Here is a 16,842-nt window from a genome sequence, read left to right as displayed (position 1 = left end):
TATTCTATGAATATGGTTTTTTTTGCCTTATTAATCAGGAAGGCTAAAATCAGTGTTTACTATAAAGATTTGAAATATAATTATTTTTTTGTAATGGCTCTATTTTTGCTCTGATAAAACTATGTAAAAATAAATGAATAAATTTTACTGAATTATAAATAATAAAATAGTATCTCCACTTTAGCCCATGCTCATTTTCAGAGCATGGGTTTTTCTTTTTATATCCTTTGTATTTCATGACCATATTTGTAATCAGGCTGAATGACTTTTTCTGTCACTTTTTGAAAAAGTCTATACATTTTTGTGGCAATATTTGTAGTATAAAAATTCATATTATTTTAAATTATTGATATTATTGAGTTAATTTTGGATGGTACGGTTGATGCTTTGTATTGATCGTCACTAGACAATAATAATTAATTTTGGAGAGAAAATTATGTTACAGAAAGGTTTTACATTAATCGAGTTAATGATCGTTGTTGCTATTATCGGTATTTTATCAATGTTCGCATTGCCAGCTTACCAAGATTACACTAAGCGTACTTATGTAGCTGAGGGGATTGCATTGGCAACGGCTGCTAAAATGTCTACTACTGAACAGTTTTCAACACAAGGATCATGGCCTAAAACAAACTTAGAGGCTGGTTTACCTGCAGCAGGTAATATTACAGGACAGGCTGTCTTTGGTATTGGATTAAATGAAGGGCAGTATGCTAAAGCAGATGGTACTCCTGGTGGTACTGATGGCGATGGCACTAGTATGCCTGAAAAAGCAACAAATATTGTAATTGTATATAATTCAAAAGTTGTAAATGGCGCTACAACTTCTACAACTGCATTAGCAGCTGCAAACGCACAGCAAGCTGTAGGTGTTAATACTGTAAGTATTGCTCCTGTATTTAAGGCAAGTGGCGCAGGTTCTGTTCAGTGGGAATGTTTGATTAAAGGTGCAAGTATTGAAGCAAAATGGTTGCCAGCTAACTGCCGTAACCGTGTATCATAATAATTAAAATCAAATGATTATTGAGAACCCTGTATTTACAGGGTTTCTTTTTGCCTATAGAATTTGAATAGGAAATTAAAACTAAATAAAATGCCTTTTCAAGTAATCAATCTCATCTCTTACTTTTGCAGCTTCCTCAAACTCTAAATTCTTCGCATGTTCCATCATCTGCTTTTCTAGCACTGCAATTTGCTTTGTGACAAATTTGGGGTCTTTATTTGAGTACGCATCAATGTTATGTGACCAATTTTGTCTATCACTGTTGCTATCCTCAATATCACGCGCATCCTGCATAATGTCAGCCACTTTTTTATGGACAGTTTTGGGTGTTATGCCATGTAATGTATTGTATTCTTCTTGTTTTGCCCTTCGTCGTTCTGTTTCACCAATCGCGGCTGCCATTGCTTTGGTGATTTTATTGGCATATAGAATTGCTTTACCTTCTGAGTTTCTTGCTGCTCTACCAATGGTTTGAATCAATGATCGTTCTGATCGTAAGAATCCTTCTTTATCCGCATCCAAAATTGCTACGAGTGAAACTTCTGGAATATCTAAACCTTCGCGTAATAAGTTGATGCCAACCAATACATCAAATACACCTAAGCGAAGATCACGTATAATCTCTGTGCGTTCCACGGTATCAATATCAGAATGGAGATATCGGACTTTCACTTGATGTTCATTTAAGAAATCTGTGAGATCTTCGCTCATGCGTTTGGTTAATGTTGTGATTAATACGCGCTCGCCTTTGGCAACACGTTGGTAGATTTCGCTTAATACATCATCCACTTGTGTATCGGCTGGGCGTACTTCCAAAATAGGATCGAGTAATCCCGTTGGGCGCACCACTTGTTCTGCAATATTACTCGCATTATCAGCTTCATACGTGCTTGGCGTTGCGGAGACAAAAATTGATTGCGGCATGAGTTTTTCAAACTCATCGAATCTAAGTGGGCGATTATCTAAAGCTGAAGGTAAGCGAAAACCATAAGTCACAAGATTTTCTTTACGAGAGCGATCACCTTTGTACATTGCACCCAATTGTGGAATGGTTACATGAGATTCATCAATAAAGAGCAGGGCATTATTGGGTAAATAGTCAAATAACGTAGGTGGTGCATCCCCTGAATTTCTGCCAGATAAATAGCGTGAATAGTTTTCGATGCCTTGGCAGTAGCCCAATTCTACAATCATTTCGATGTCAAATCTTGTACGTTGCTCTAATCTTTGTGCTTCCACTAATTTGTCATTAGCCCGAAGATATTGCAGTTGTTGTACTAATTCTTCTTTGATTTTTTCAATAGCAGCCAATAATGTTTCTCTTGGTGTTACATAGTGGCTCGAAGGATAAACTGTTAAGCGTGGTACTTTTCGTTCAACATGTCCTGTTAATGGATCAAAAAAGCTTAAACGTTCCACTTCATCATCAAATAACTCAATGCGAACTGCGTAGCGCTCACTTTCTGCGGGGAATACATCAATCACATCACCACGTACGCGAAAATGACCACGTTCTAAAACAACATCATTTCTTGTGTATTGTAGTTCTGCTAATCGCTGTAGAATGCTTCGTTGATCGATTCTTTCTCCCACAGATAAATGTAAGATCATTTTCATGTAATGATCTTTATCACCTAAGCCATAAATGGAAGAAACGGTCGCGACAATGATGGTGTCATTGCGTTCTAAAATAGCTTTCGTTGCGGATAATCTCATCTGTTCAATGTGATCATTGACGGAAGCATCTTTTTCAATATAAGTATCTGAGGCTGCAACATAAGCCTCAGGTTGATAATAATCGTAGTAGGAGACAAAATATTCCACAGCATTATTTGGGAAGAATTCTTTCATCTCACCGTATAATTGTGCGGCTAAAGTTTTATTCGGTGCTAAAATAATGGCAGGGCGCTGTGTTTGAGCAATGATATTTGCCATGGTAAAAGTTTTACCAGAACCCGTAACACCCAACAATGTTTGAGAAAATAGCCCATTTTCCAATCCATTGACCAAACTTTGAATGGCTGTTGGTTGATCACCAGCAGGTTGATAATCACTTTTAAGCTCGAATAGATTCATATTTTAATAAATATTTAATAATAGAGATTGAATTTTAATGGGGATGCCTCCATTGATTAACAAGAGCGAAATTTTAAATTGTATGATTTAAAAAATCAGTTACGATGGTTAACAGTACCGATCGTTATCTAAAAAATTATATTGGAGTCATTATTATATATGTCACATTCCCAAGAAATTCATCAGCGTCCAATTATTGCGATTCGTGATTTAGTGGTATTCCCAACGTTGACAGTACCACTTTTGATTGGTCGTCCACTTTCTATGGGCGCACTGCAAGCAGCCGAAGATTTTAATAATGAAGTGTTGCTTGTGACTCATATCTCTATGGATAGCGAAATTGTGGATATGGAAAGCGTGTACGGTACCGGTGTTGTGGGTCGTATCATTCAAAAAGTTCAGATTGAAGATGGTACATATAAAGTACTCGTGGAAACAACTGAACGTATCAAGTTGCATGCAATTAATAAGGTTGTGGCAGATGATAGCGAAGAAGACTTAGATTATTGCATTGCTGATTATTCATTAGAGCCCATCGAAGAGGATTTATCAGAAAACTTATCGAAAGTTTATGGCAATGTGATTCGTAATTTATTCAATAATATTTCGACATTGACGAAAATTCCTGAAGATTTATTGAAAAATATTAAGCATGAAGATGACTTAATGCAGTTGGCGATTAAAGTCATTAATTATTTGCCTGTTTCCATTGCGAAAAAACAAGAAGTACTGGAAGAGCCTGCATTAGGACAATTGGTGAAAAACTTAGTATCACAATTGACTTATGAGGTGGATGTTTTAGAAACACAAAATCGTATTCAAGCTTCTGTACAAAAACAGATGAGTAAAAATCAGCGTGAATACTATTTGAATGAACAAATCAAAGCCATTCGCACAGAATTGGACGATTTGAATGATTCAGGCTTATCTGAGTTAGATCAGTTGGAAGAAAAAATTCTAAAAGCTAAAATGCCAAAAGAGGCTGAAGAAAAAGCTTTGACAGAATTAAAACGTTTAAAATCTATGCCTGCAATGTCATCAGAAGGCACAGTTGCACGTACGTATATTGATTGGTTATTGAAAATGCCATGGAATAAACGTTCACGTTTGAAATATGACATTGTGAAAGCGGAAGATCGTTTGGATCAAGATCATTCTGGCTTAGAAAAAGTGAAAGAACGTATTTTAGAATATTTGGCAGTGACTAATCACACGAAAAGCGTGAAGGGCAATATTTTATGCTTAATTGGCCCACCGGGCGTTGGTAAAACAACATTAGCACGCTCAATTGCAGATGCAACAGGCCGAGAATTAGTGCGTATGAGTTTAGGCGGCGTGCATGATGAATCAGAAATTCGTGGGCATCGTCGGACTTACATTGGCGCATTGCCAGGTAAAATTGTGCAGATGCTTGCAAAAGCTAAAACAAAAAATCCATTGATGTTATTGGATGAGATTGACAAAATGGGTTCAGATTATAAAGGTGATCCGGCTCATGCGATGTTGGAAGTTTTAGATCCTGAGCAAAACTCAACTTTTAATGATCACTATTTAGATGTGGATGTGGATCTCTCAGAGGTGATGTTCATTGCGACAGCAAATAGCTTTAATATTCCAGGGCCATTGCGTGATCGTATGGAAATCATTGAATTATCAAGTTATACAGAGCTTGAGAAGTTGGATATCGCAAAAAACTACTTGTTGCCAAAACAGTTGAAAGAGCATAAGTTGAAAGAAGATGCGATCAAAATTTCAGATAGCCTAATGTTAGATATCATTCGTTTATATACGAAAGAAGCGGGTGTTCGTTCGTTGGATCGCGAGCTTGCTAAAGTTTGCCGTAAAGTGATCAAAGAGATCATGAAAAAATCTGATGGTAAAAAAGGTAAAGCAGCCGTTAAAGTTAACGATCATAAACCTGTGACATTGACGAAGAAAATGTTGGAATCATATTTAGGAATGCCACGTTTCCGCTTTGGTGTGAAAGAGAAAGATGATCAAGTGGGGTATGTGAATGGTTTAGCTTGGACACAGTTGGGCGGTGAATTATTGGGCATTGAAGTAGAAGTAATGCCGGGCAAAGGTAACTTAATCACAACAGGTAGTTTGGGTGATGTGATGAAAGAATCTATGCGTACAGCCATGAGCTTGATTCGTTCTCGTGCCCAATCTTATGGATTAGCACACGACTTTGCAGATAAATTAGATATTCATGTTCATGCACCAGAAGGCGCTGTGCCAAAAGATGGGCCAAGTGCAGGTGGTGCAATCACTGTTGCGATTCTATCAGCACTATTAAACCAAGCGATTCGTTCTGATATTGGGATGACAGGTGAGGTTACATTGCGTGGTAATATCTTAGCTATTGGTGGATTGAAAGAAAAATTATTGGCGGCTGCTCGTGCAGGATTGAAAACAGTATTGATTCCTGAAGAAAATATCAAGGATTTAGAAGATATTCCTGCAGAAGTTAAGAAGCAATTAACCATAATTCCTGTTTCGCATTTTGATGAGGTAATTCAACACTCTTTTGTTCAGGGTATTGAAAAAGATGATTATTTTCAAAGATATAACGCATTAGAGGACTTTTCTGTACCTATGAGCAATGTCAAAGGGAGTGAGAAACGCTGCTAAAATTTCTTGACTAGCTAGTAATTGCAACGTATAAAGCATATTGTATCCCCTAAATACAGGGGATCAGCATGTTTGAACTTGTATATAATAACTAGGTAGGTAATTTATGAATAAGACAGAATTAATTGCAGCAGTTGCTGAAAAAGCAGACATCAGTAAAGTAGCAGCAGCAAAAACAGTAGATGCGGTAATGGAAACTGTAAAAGAAACTCTACAAGCTGGTGATAGCGTAACTTTAATCGGCTTTGGTACATTTTCTGTACGTGATCGTGCTGCACGTGTTGGCCGCGATCCACGTAATCCTGAAAAAACAATTCAAATCAAAGCATCTAAAGTACCAGCATTTAAAGCAGGTAAAGGCTTAAAAGATGCAGTGAATGGTCCAGAAGCTAAAAAAGCTAAGAAGAAGTAATTGCTTCTTTAAAAACTCTAAGTCATTTTTGATTTAGAGTTTTTTTATATCTGGATGATGTTGTCGTATTGTAGTTATTTGCTAAAAAAATAAGTATAAGGTGGCCATTATGGTTGTATCATCAGAAAATAAAATAACGAAACATGCAATATGGATCGTAATTGCAGTATTAGGGGCGTTTAGCCTCGGCTACGTCGCCTTAAATAGAGGCGAAACAATCAATGCTATGTGGGTATTGGTTGCATCAGTATGTATTTATCTTATCGGTTACCGTTATTATGCGTTATATATTTCTAATAAAGTTTTAGGGGTTGATAAAACACGCTTAACCCCTGCATATCGTCATAATGATGGATTGGATTTTGTTCCAACTCGTAAATCTATTTTGTTTGGTCACCACTTTGCGGCAATTGCAGGTGCAGGGCCATTGGTTGGGCCTGTATTGGCTGCACAAATGGGATATTTGCCAGGGATGCTCTGGTTATTAGCAGGTGTTGTATTCGCAGGTGCAGTACAAGACTTTATGGTTTTATTTGTTTCTACTCGCCGTGATGGTAAATCATTGGGTGAACTCATTAAAATGGAAATGGGAACAATACCAGGTATTATTGCTTTAGTTGCTTGCTTTATGATCATGATTATTATTCTAGCTGTATTAGCAATGATCGTTGTTAAAGCATTGACTCATAGTCCATGGGGAACATTTGCAGTTGCGTTTACAATCCCATTAGCAGTATTTATGGGATTGTATATGCGATATATTCGCCCAGGTAAAGTCATGGAGATTTCCATTGTTGGCTTTATTTTGTTAGTGCTTGGCATCATTTATGGACAAGATGTTGCAGCCCATCCTGTAATGAAAGAATGGTTTGATTTATCAGGTGTTGGCTTAACATGGGCATTGATCATTTATGGATTCATTGCTGCTGTATTACCTGTTTGGTTATTATTAGCACCGCGTGATTATTTATCCACCTTCTTAAAAATTGGTGCAATTTTTGCATTGGCGATTGGTATTGTTGTGATTATGCCTGACATGAAAATGCCAGCAATTACTAAATATGCGATTGAAGGTAATGGTCCTGTTTGGTCAGGTGATTTATTTCCATTCTTATTCATCACCATTGCATGTGGTGCGGTTTCTGGTTTCCATGCATTGATTTCATCAGGTACAACGCCAAAAATGTTGGAAAATGAAGACCAAGCAGCATTGATTGGTTATGGTGGAATGTTGATGGAATCATTTGTAGCTGTGATGGCTCTGATTTCAGCTGCGATCATTGATCCTGGTGTTTATTTTGCAATGAACAGTCCTGTTGCATTCTTGAATCCTACAGGCATGGAAGATTTAGTATTGGCAGCATCACAAACTGTGAGTAATATTGGTTTCCAAATCACGCCTGAAGATTTGCGTCAAATCGCAGTAGATGTGGGCGAAGAAAGCATTATCTCTCGTGCAGGTGGTGCGCCAACACTAGCTGTTGGTATGGCAACGATTTTACATGGTGCGATTGGTGGTCTAGTTTCTATGTCATTCTGGTATCATTTTGCAATCTTATTTGAAGCATTGTTCATCTTGACAGCGGTAGATGCGGGTACTCGTTCAGCACGTTATATGTTCCAGGGTTTATTGGCAATCATTCATCCATCTTGGGGTAAAACAGATTTCTTGCCTGCAAATTTAGTGGCAACGGGCATTGTAGTTGCAGCTTGGGGGTACTTCTTGTATCAAGGTGTTGTGGATCCATTGGGTGGTATCAATACATTATGGCCATTGTTCGGTATTGCGAACCAAATGTTAGCGGCAATTGCGCTAATGTTATGTGCAGCAGTATTGTATAAGATGAAACATCAGCGTCACGTTTGGGTTGCAATTTTCCCTACAGGTTGGTTGTTGTTAGCGACCATGTGGGCAGGCGCTGAGAAAGTATTCTCATCTGATCCTAAAGTTGGTTTCTGGGCAACAGCTGATAGTTTACAAGCTAAATTTATCGATGTGCCATTTGTGCCACAAGGTACTTTCAAATCAGTGGAACAAGTTCAACAAGTGATTTTCAATAATAACTTGAATGGCGGTTTAACATTGTTCTTCATGGTTGTTGTGGTTGTATTGGGTTTCTATTCAGTGAAAACTGCTTTATCAGGCCTAAGAAATCCTAAACCAACAGCGAATGAAGTTCCTTACGAACCATTTCCAGAGAAGTTACCAGTATCACATTAGTGTATAATATTTCAGGCTAATCATAAGATTAGCCTGATTTTTATGTAAAGGAGCTTAAGATGTTTAATAAACTCGCTAAAGCAGGTAAATATTTAGGTCAAATGGCCAATTTAATGGTTGGCATTCCTGATTATGATAATTATGTACAACATATGAAGCTGAATCATCCTGATAAAACGCCAATGACTTATGAAGAATTCTTCAGAGAGCGCCAAGATGCGCGTTATGGTGGTAAGGGCGGATTTAAGTGTTGTTAAACATCCATTAGAAAAGGCAAAACAATGTTACCAGTGACAATATTGACGGGATTTTTAGGTTCAGGCAAAACAACTTTTATTAATTATTTGTTAACGAACAATCAAGGCGAAAAGCTAGCGATTGTTGAAAATGAGTTTGGCGAAGTGAGCATTGACAGTGCTTTGTTGAAGCATAGCCAAACGATGGAATTAATTGAGTTGAGCAACGGTTGTATTTGCTGTAGCGTTCGTGGTGAATTAACGGAAGCCCTGCATGAACTTCTCGATAAAATTGAACGTGGTGATATTGCAATTGATCGCTTAATTTTAGAAACAACAGGCTTGGCAGATCCAGGCCCAATCATTCAAGCGTTCTTTGTGGATGAACGCATTCGTAATTCTGTCTATTTAGATGCAGTGATCACATTGGTGGATGCTGAACATGCCTTAATTCAGCTTGATGAACATCGCGTTGCATCTGCACAAATTGGCTTTGCAGATCGCATTGTATTAACGAAAGTTGATCGCGTGGATGATGAGCAAAAAGCAGATGTATTGAATCGTTTGAATCGCATCAATCAAAAAGCAGAAATCTTAGAAGCCGTTTTAGGTGCATTGCCAAAAGAATCTTGGCTCGATATTAAAGCCTTTGAAATTGATAATAATTTAAATGTTCAACAAGGCAGTTATCAATTTGAATCCAATCAAAACCAAATGAGCTTTCAGCCATTTTCATTTGACCCAAATGCTCGCTCTTGGAATGATGATATTAAATCTTATGTGTTCCGTGGTAAACGTATGGATATTGATGCCATTGGCAGCGTGATGGAGCAGATGATCGAAAATTATGGTAATGATATGCTCCGCTATAAAGGCATTTTAGCGATTGCCAATAATGAAGAGCGTCTAATCATTCAGGGCGTTTATAAAGTTGTGGGTTTTGATTATGGTGATGAATGGCAAGCAAATGAAACTGCTGAATCAACCTTAGTTGTGATTGGCAGAAACTTACCATTTGAAGAATTGGAACAACAGTTTTTATCAGCTGAGGCGTAAAATCAGCTGATTTGTGATAATCTATGACACTATTTTATTTTTACTGAATGTGTCATGAGTCAGAATTCTTTGTCATCGCTGTTTGAGTTATTACCGCAAGTTGAGCTAAAGCGCGCCCACTTTTTTCGCCGTGCTTTGCATCAACTGAAGAAAAAAGATGCATCTCCTGAGGAGATCGAAAAATTAGCTCAAGAGATGAAAGAATCTTGTGCCAATGTTCAGGCTAAATTACAGCAATTCCCTGAAATTACTTATAACGAAGCATTGCCAATTGCACGTGCACGTGATGAAATTAAAACTGCATTGGCTGATCATCCCGTTGTTGTGATTTGTGGTGAAACAGGTTCAGGGAAAACCACGCAATTAGCTAAATTCTGCTTAGAATTGGGTTTAGGTGCAAAAGGCTTAATTGGCCACACGCAACCAAGACGCTTGGCCGCAAGAAGCGTTGCTGATCGTATCGCAGAAGAACTTAAAGTACCCATCGGTGGCTTTGTGGGTTATAAAATGCGATTTTCTGATCAAACGGCGCCAGAAACTACTGTGAAATTAATGACAGATGGTATTTTGCTTGCTGAACTCACCAAAGATCCTTTTTTGAATCAATATGAAGTGATCATCATCGATGAGGCACATGAACGTTCGTTGAATATTGATTTCTTATTAGGAATTTTAAAGCGCATTTTAGAAAAGCGTAAAGATCTCAAGGTGATTATCACATCAGCAACGATTGATCCTGAAAAGTTTGCAAACTTCTTTTCTACGCCTAAATCCAAAGTACCCATCATCAATGTTTCAGGTAGAACCTATCCTGTAGAAATTCGTTATCGCCCGTTATTGCAAGATGATGGCGATGATCAAGATATGATCGAAGGCATTGCAACGGCTGTTCGTGAATTATCACAAGAACAACCAGGCGATATTTTGGTCTTTTTGCCAGGTGAGCGTGAAATTCGTGATGCAGCAGATGTATTGCATAAAGAATTCTCTCGTTATTATGATGTATTACCGCTATTTTCTCGCTTAAGTAATGCAGAACAAAATCGCATATTTGCACCGCATCATAAATTACGCATTGTATTGGCAACGAACGTCGCGGAAACATCGTTAACTGTGCCGGGCATTAAATACGTGATTGATACAGGCGTTGCGCGCATTAGTCGCTATAGCCCAAGATCACGTTTACAGCGCTTGTTGATCGAGCCTATTGCTCAAGCATCCGCAAATCAACGAAGTGGTCGATGTGGTCGTGTGAGTGAAGGCATTGCGATTCGATTATTCAGCCAAGAAGATTTTGATAACCGCCCATTATTCTTAGATCCCGAAATTAAGCGCACACAATTGGCTTCTGTAATTTTACAGATGGCACATTTGCGTTTGGGTAATCCTGAAGATTTTACATTCATTGAACCGCCAGAACTGCGCCAAATTAAAGAAGGTTATATGGCGCTGCGTGAAATCAAGGCGATTGATGAAGCAACACATTTAACGCAGTTGGGACGAAAATTGGCACTGTTGCCATTAGATCCACGTTTTGGTGCGATGATCTTTAAAGGCATTGAACATGGCATTGGGCAGGAAGTTTTAATTTTGGTGGCTCTGTTATCCATTCAAAACCCGAATGAACGCCCGATTGATAAACAACAAGCTGCGGATGAAAAGCACCGTTTATTTAAAGATAAACAATCGGATTTCATTGGTTATTTGAATTTATGGTTCTGGTATCAAAATCAAGTGAAAGGCAATTCACAATCTTATTTGCGTGAATTGTGCCGTAAGCATTTTATCTCGTTCATGCGTATGCGTGAGTGGTTTGAATTGTATCAGCAAATCCGCGATATGCTCAAAGCTTCTAAAATCACATTAAATGATTTACCTGCAATTTCAGGCGAACAAGAGGGCGATTATCAATTCCCAACATTTGCCACAGATATGATTCATCAATCCTTATTAGTAGGTTTATTGGATCATATTGGTGCGCTCGGGGAAGATAATGTTTATCAAGGTGCAATGGGGCAAAAGTTCCGCGTTTTCCCGGGTTCAAGCTTATACAAAAAGCCACCCAAATGGTTAATGGCGATGGAAATCGTGGAAACTTCACAAGTTTATGCGCGTATGTGTGCGGGCATTAATCCTGAATGGCTGGAATCCATTGGTTCGCATTTGATCAAAAAGCAATACAACGAACCTCATTGGAGTAAAAAACAAGGGCAAGCGGTTGCGGATGAAACTGTGTTCTTATTCAACTTGGCGATCATTCGTAATCGCCCTGTAAGCTTTGGGCGTATCAATCCTGAATTATCGCGTGAATTGATGATTAAAGAAGGTTTGATTCAGGATGATATTGCAACGCGTGCACATTTCTATCGACAAAATCGAGCAACGATTGACAAAGTTGAGGAGATGGAAGATAAAACGCGCCGCCGTGATATTTTGGCAGAAGAAGTTGTGCTGTATGAATGGTACGATTCACGTTTGCCAGCGGATTGTTATTCAGTGCAGAAGCTCGAAAAATGGTGTCAAGTTCGTAAAAATAATGATGCTTTGATCTTTACGGAATCCGATATTCTCGCGCATGATGGTGATCTGAATTTGGATGATTTTCCTGAAGTATTGGAATTGAATGGTTTAAAGCTCAATACGCAATATCTGTTTGATCCTGCACACATTGATGATGGTATGACGTTGTTAGTGCCGATCGCGGCGCTTAATTTATTGGATCAAACGCGCTTGGATTGGTTATCGCGTGGTTTGATTTTGGAGAAAATCACGGAATTGCTTCGCACGTTGCCGAAGAGTTATCGTCGTCAATTTGTGCCATTGCCTGATTTTGCGGCTGAGATTTTTAATGAGATCGAATTTGCAGAAGGTAATCTCTATTACCAATTACAAACCATCATTAAAAAGTTGCGCCATATTGAGATTGAACCTCATGAGTTTGATGAAGCAGCGTTAGATAAGCACCTGCGTATGAATATTCGCATCATCGATGCGGGTGGTAAAACATTGGGGCAAAGCCGTGATCTAGAAAGCTTGAAACAGCAGTTTTCCCATAAAGCGGAAACGGCTTTCCAAGCATTGGCAGCGTCGCCGAATCAGTCTAAAAAACGGAAGCAGAAGAAAAAAAATATTGAAACAAGTGAGAAAAATTCTGTGGCGCAATCCGCTGAGAAAATATTCACAACAGATGATTGGGCGATTGAATCAGAAGTTAAGTTCACAAGAAATGGCATTCAATTAGTTGGTTATGTTGCGCTAGAAGCGGTTGAAAATGGCGTCAAAGCAAAATTGTATGATCGCGAAAGTGAAGCGAATCGAGCACATTTGCAAACGCTGATTGATTTGAGTTTAAAAGAGCTTCGCCAAGAAGTTAAATACTTACAAAAGCAGTGGCCACAATTTGGCAAATTGGCTTTGATGTTCCGCATCGTTGGTAACGAAACGATCTTAAAAGATGATTTGATGAAAGCTTTGATTCGCGATTATTTGGATGAAGCGAAGTTGCCAAAAGATGCAGCGACTTTTAATGCATTGCTGAACAATATGCGTAAAACCATTGTGAGTGAAGCAACGGATTTAACAAAACTTGTGATCGAAATTTTCATGGAAAGCGAAAAGGTTTCCGATGCACTTCGTGCAATGCATCCGATGAATCGCGCGATGATCGAAAAGCCAATTCAAAAGGCAAAAGATCGTTTGATTTATGCAGGCTTCATTAGCAATACGCCAAAAGATTGGCGTAAGCAATTACCTCGTTATATGAAGGCAATGGTGGTTCGCGTAGAGCGCTTTAGCCAAAATATGAATCGTGATGGTGATCATGCCAAAATCATAGATCAGCATTTATCACAGCTCAAAACTGCAATGATGAAAGTTGGTGAAATTGCGGAAGTTGTGGAATATCGCTGGATGATTGAAGAGCTAGCGGTTTCATTATTTGCTCAACCCATGAAAACAGTTGTACCTGTTTCTGAAAAGCGCTTAGAAAAAATTTGGGAAAAATTGGATTTGATGATGAAGAATCAGAGGTAAGCATTTATAATCATTGCACTACAATTAATATAAAAAGATTATGGGTAATCTTCTCAAGAAGTTTTGGCATTATGTTGCAGTAGGCTGTGGTTTATTTGTTTTGAGCTATGTTGTTTATCATCATGGCGTTTTTTCGGCGTTTATACTGTTCATGTTGTTTTGGTGCAGCGGCCTTTATTTATATTTAGGCATTTTAAAACCTCGTAAATATCGATCAATATTCAAGCAATTACCTGTGATGAAAATCGCACATATGTCCATTGGTGCCGTTGTAATACAAGGGCGATTTATCACTGAACATAACAAAATTGATGCGCCTTTTGAGCAAGGCAAGTGCGATGGTTATCGTTATCAATATTACAAAGGTAGCTGGCGAAAAAATGGCGAGATAGATTATGTTTTAGACCATGAAAAATCTGATTATAATGTCTTGAAATTTCAAGATAAAACGGATGAAATAGCATTGGATGCCTCTGCCATTCAACCTTTATATGGCGAATGGGAAAAGATAAAACTAGGGATAGATCTAGTCAAAATCAAATGCTTAAAGTTGAATCACGATGAAGAATATATGCTAGCAGGGAATTATCAAATACAAGAAGGAGAACGCAGGATACTTTCATTGGATAAGTGTGGCATTTATTATCTTTCAAAAGAAGAAGGTGAGTGGCAGCAGTATCAACAAAAGAATTTGTATTTCTTTCAGGCAATGAAGCGCTACGGTATTGTCACTGCGCTCTTTGTGTTAATTGCAATGACGGTTTTGAATGTGATATTGCCACCGTATTACGTCAATCCTTTGGTATTGATTTGGTGTTATTTTGTTGGCAGTATATTGTTTGTTTTTTATATGACGAAGGTTCATAAAGTGCAAGGGCTTGAGCATATTTGGAATAGTACAATTATATTGTCATTGTTTCCGAATATCGGTGTGATGGTATTATCCATGTTGTTGGGTGTAAGTTTATTGCCATTGATGGCAGCGCTGACGATTGTGTTAATGCAGACTTATAAATTTGTGCAAAAATACCCTGATGAAATTCAAGATTATTTGGATAAACGCCCTAATCAAAGTTAAAGTGAGCTGCGATGTTACTAATCACGATTATATTTATGATTATGTTGGTGGTGTATATCGGCATAACGATTTTTTATATCCATCATAAGATCATCAATTTGAGAAGTTATGCTGAAAAAGCCTATGCTAATATTGACGTTTTATTATTAAAACGTGCGGAATTGGTGCCTCAGTTATTGGTTTTAGATCAAAGAGAATCAGCACAGATGAAAGAGTTGATGAATGCATTACTGATTCAACAAAGCATCAATAGCAAAGTTGAAGTGCATAATAAGATGCATGATTTGTTAAAGAATTGCGCCGTGATCAATAATGGACATCAGCAGTTAATGCATTTAAATGCAGGTATTGCGCATCGAGTGACAATTTATAATGAATCTGTGCTGCTGTATAACAGTTGTTTTAAAGCATTTCCGTATTCATACTTTATGAAAATATTAAATTTATTACCAATGGCAGCATTAAGGGAATTTTCATGACAGGATTGATTATATTGGCATCTATTATTGGCTTAAGTGCCATTGGTAGTACGATTGTATTGTTGGTGCAATGTTACAATCGATTAATGAAAGCGCGTGTGGCTGTGGATCAGCAATTTGCCAATATTGATATTTTTTTAAAGCAACGTGCAGATGAAATTCCTGAGTTGGTGAAAATATTAAAGGCAGAAAATTATCATGATTTAAAAAAAATCAACGAATTAACAAAGATTTATGAGCATTATCAAAATAGCCAAGAAATGAAAACAAAGCTTCTTACATCGGAAGAAATTCATCAAGAATTATATGTTGTGCTGGCAACAATGCCTTCATCGGCTTTTACGAGTTTGAAAAAGCGATTAATAGAAATTGAAACACAATTGGCACAGCGTAGAGAAATGTTTAATGATAGTGTTGCAACATTCAACGCATTAATTTTAAGAATTCCTTACATTATATTGGCAGCGATGCTGAAAATTGAAGCATGCCAGTATTTGGAAATTGGAAAATTAGAAAAATCCTATCATGGTGTAGATTTATAATTAATAAATATTTTATTGAGAAAATATTTTTAATATCAAGATGCTTTGATTTATAAAAATTATGTGATATTACTAGTAGCACTATTGGTCAAAAACCCACAAGGTTACAAACGTTCAAAGCACGCACCCTTGCTTTATAACGCCAGTAGGTTTAGCGAATTTTATGAATAAAAATAATGACGTTATTCCGTCTAAAGGGTGTTTTATGTCGACAGTTTTTGAAGAGTCGTTCGAGTCCATGGACGCAACCATGGCAACAACTGAAGCAGCAGAGCCACGCAATTCTTATGTTCGTGTAGCATTTGCAAGTTTTATTGGCACAGCAGTTGAGTTTTATGATTTTTATATTTTTGGTTTAGCAACGGCGCTATTCATTGGCCCATTGTTTTTTCCATCCACGAATCCTGAAGCACAAACGCTGTTAACATTTTTAACCTTTGGTGTTGCATTTGTCGCACGTCCTGTAGGTTCTGCATTGTTTGGTCACTTTGGTGATCGCATTGGTCGAAAAACGACATTGGTGGCTTCATTGCTCATCATGGGCATCAGCACAACTTTGATTGGCTTTTTACCAACATATTATTCCATTGGTTTTATAGCCCCAATATTGTTGTGTATTTTACGCTTTGGGCAAGGTTTAGGCTTAGGTGGAGAATGGGGTGGAGCAGCATTATTAGCCACGGAAAATGCACCGAAAGGTAAACGAGCATTATTTGGCATGTTTCCACAATTAGGTCCACCGATTGGCTTTGTGGCTGCATGCGGGATTTTTATCGCCATTGAACAAATGTTACCACCAGAAGCTGTCAATTCTTGGGGATGGCGTGTGCCATTCATTTTGAGTTCTGTGTTGGTCATTGTTGGCTTATATGTGCGTTTAAGCATCATTGAAAGCCCTGCATTTAAGAAAATTGAGAAAGCAGAAAAACAAGTACAAATTCCATTGATGGAAATGTTCACAAAACATACAAAAATGCTGGCAGTGGGTTCAATCAGTATGGTGGCTTGTTATACGTTGTTTTTCATCATCACAGTATTTTCATTGCAATACGGCACAGTGACTACGCATGTTT

12 protein-coding genes are annotated in these 16,842 nt (G+C 37.9%); 11 read left to right on the top strand and 1 reads right to left on the bottom strand.

The features are described 5' to 3' along the window. Positions 1-436 precede the first annotated feature (436 nt). Positions 437-1,003 (top strand): pilin, encoded by a 567-nt coding sequence (locus BZK14_RS12075; protein WP_077926722.1) that lies wholly within the window; start codon positions 437-439, stop codon positions 1,001-1,003. Positions 1,004-1,084: 81 nt separating this feature from the next. Here BZK14_RS12075 and uvrB read toward each other — a convergent pair whose 3' ends face one another. Beyond that, entirely contained in the window at positions 1,085-3,079 is a 1,995-nt protein-coding gene (gene uvrB, locus BZK14_RS12070; protein WP_077926721.1) for an excinuclease ABC subunit UvrB, read from the bottom strand. Positions 3,080-3,238: 159 nt separating this feature from the next. On the opposite strand from uvrB, the gene lon reads away from it, so the two are divergent. The 10 genes from lon to BZK14_RS12020 form a co-directional block, all read left to right on the top strand. Beyond that, the gene (gene lon, locus BZK14_RS12065) at positions 3,239-5,713 is read left to right on the top strand and encodes an endopeptidase La (protein WP_077926720.1); all 2,475 of its coding nucleotides are present in this window, start codon (positions 3,239-3,241) and stop codon (positions 5,711-5,713) included. Positions 5,714-5,819: 106 nt separating this feature from the next. Next, positions 5,820-6,125 carry an HU family DNA-binding protein gene (locus BZK14_RS12060; RefSeq protein WP_077926719.1) on the top strand — a complete coding sequence of 102 codons (306 nt, stop codon included), beginning with the start codon at positions 5,820-5,822 and terminating at the stop codon, positions 6,123-6,125. A 109-nt stretch (positions 6,126-6,234) separates the two neighbouring features. After that, positions 6,235-8,346: a pyruvate/proton symporter CstA gene (cstA, locus tag BZK14_RS12055; protein WP_077926718.1), complete on the top strand. Its 2,112-nt coding sequence runs from the start codon at positions 6,235-6,237 to the stop codon at positions 8,344-8,346. Between the two features lie 59 nt (positions 8,347-8,405). Next, positions 8,406-8,603 carry a YbdD/YjiX family protein gene (locus BZK14_RS12050; RefSeq protein WP_077926717.1) on the top strand — a complete coding sequence of 66 codons (198 nt, stop codon included), beginning with the start codon at positions 8,406-8,408 and terminating at the stop codon, positions 8,601-8,603. Between the two features lie 24 nt (positions 8,604-8,627). Continuing rightward, entirely contained in the window at positions 8,628-9,638 is a 1,011-nt protein-coding gene (locus BZK14_RS12045; RefSeq protein WP_077926716.1) for a CobW family GTP-binding protein, read from the top strand. Between the two features lie 54 nt (positions 9,639-9,692). Next, positions 9,693-13,670: an ATP-dependent RNA helicase HrpA gene (gene hrpA / locus BZK14_RS12040; protein ID WP_077926715.1), complete on the top strand. Its 3,978-nt coding sequence runs from the start codon at positions 9,693-9,695 to the stop codon at positions 13,668-13,670. A 40-nt stretch (positions 13,671-13,710) separates the two neighbouring features. Further along, positions 13,711-14,748: a hypothetical protein gene (locus tag BZK14_RS12035; protein ID WP_077926714.1), complete on the top strand. Its 1,038-nt coding sequence runs from the start codon at positions 13,711-13,713 to the stop codon at positions 14,746-14,748. A gap of 11 nt (positions 14,749-14,759) precedes the next feature. Next, positions 14,760-15,227, top strand: a complete 468-nt coding sequence (locus tag BZK14_RS12030; protein WP_077926713.1) for a LemA family protein — start codon at positions 14,760-14,762, stop codon at positions 15,225-15,227. Continuing rightward, positions 15,224-15,769 carry a LemA family protein gene (locus BZK14_RS12025; RefSeq protein ID WP_077926712.1) on the top strand — a complete coding sequence of 182 codons (546 nt, stop codon included), beginning with the start codon at positions 15,224-15,226 and terminating at the stop codon, positions 15,767-15,769. Before BZK14_RS12030 ends, BZK14_RS12025 begins: the two co-directional genes overlap by 4 nt. Before the next feature lie 238 nt (positions 15,770-16,007). Continuing rightward, on the top strand, positions 16,008-16,842 hold an 835-nt coding region (locus BZK14_RS12020), incomplete at its 3' end, for an MFS transporter (protein WP_143691473.1).

The organism is Wohlfahrtiimonas larvae, assembly GCF_002006755.1.
GTDB classification, from domain to species: domain Bacteria; phylum Pseudomonadota; class Gammaproteobacteria; order Cardiobacteriales; family Wohlfahrtiimonadaceae; genus Wohlfahrtiimonas; species Wohlfahrtiimonas larvae.
Note: the sequence above shows the minus strand (reverse complement) of the source record. Positions and strands in the feature narration are given on the sequence as shown.

What these genes read in the sequence shown, in the direction of transcription:
- BZK14_RS12075 (WP_077926722.1), top strand. Translation starts at nt 437, where the DNA reads ATGTTACAGAAAGGTTTTACATTAATCGAGTTAATGATCGTTGTTGCT.
- uvrB (WP_077926721.1), bottom strand. Translation starts at nt 3,079, where the DNA reads ATGAATCTATTCGAGCTTAAAAGTGATTATCAACCTGCTGGTGATCAA.
- lon (WP_077926720.1), top strand. Translation starts at nt 3,239, where the DNA reads ATGTCACATTCCCAAGAAATTCATCAGCGTCCAATTATTGCGATTCGT.
- BZK14_RS12060 (WP_077926719.1), top strand. Translation starts at nt 5,820, where the DNA reads ATGAATAAGACAGAATTAATTGCAGCAGTTGCTGAAAAAGCAGACATC.
- cstA (WP_077926718.1), top strand. Translation starts at nt 6,235, where the DNA reads ATGGTTGTATCATCAGAAAATAAAATAACGAAACATGCAATATGGATC.
- BZK14_RS12050 (WP_077926717.1), top strand. Translation starts at nt 8,406, where the DNA reads ATGTTTAATAAACTCGCTAAAGCAGGTAAATATTTAGGTCAAATGGCC.
- BZK14_RS12045 (WP_077926716.1), top strand. Translation starts at nt 8,628, where the DNA reads ATGTTACCAGTGACAATATTGACGGGATTTTTAGGTTCAGGCAAAACA.
- hrpA (WP_077926715.1), top strand. Translation starts at nt 9,693, where the DNA reads ATGAGTCAGAATTCTTTGTCATCGCTGTTTGAGTTATTACCGCAAGTT.
- BZK14_RS12035 (WP_077926714.1), top strand. Translation starts at nt 13,711, where the DNA reads ATGGGTAATCTTCTCAAGAAGTTTTGGCATTATGTTGCAGTAGGCTGT.
- BZK14_RS12030 (WP_077926713.1), top strand. Translation starts at nt 14,760, where the DNA reads ATGTTACTAATCACGATTATATTTATGATTATGTTGGTGGTGTATATC.
- BZK14_RS12025 (WP_077926712.1), top strand. Translation starts at nt 15,224, where the DNA reads ATGACAGGATTGATTATATTGGCATCTATTATTGGCTTAAGTGCCATT.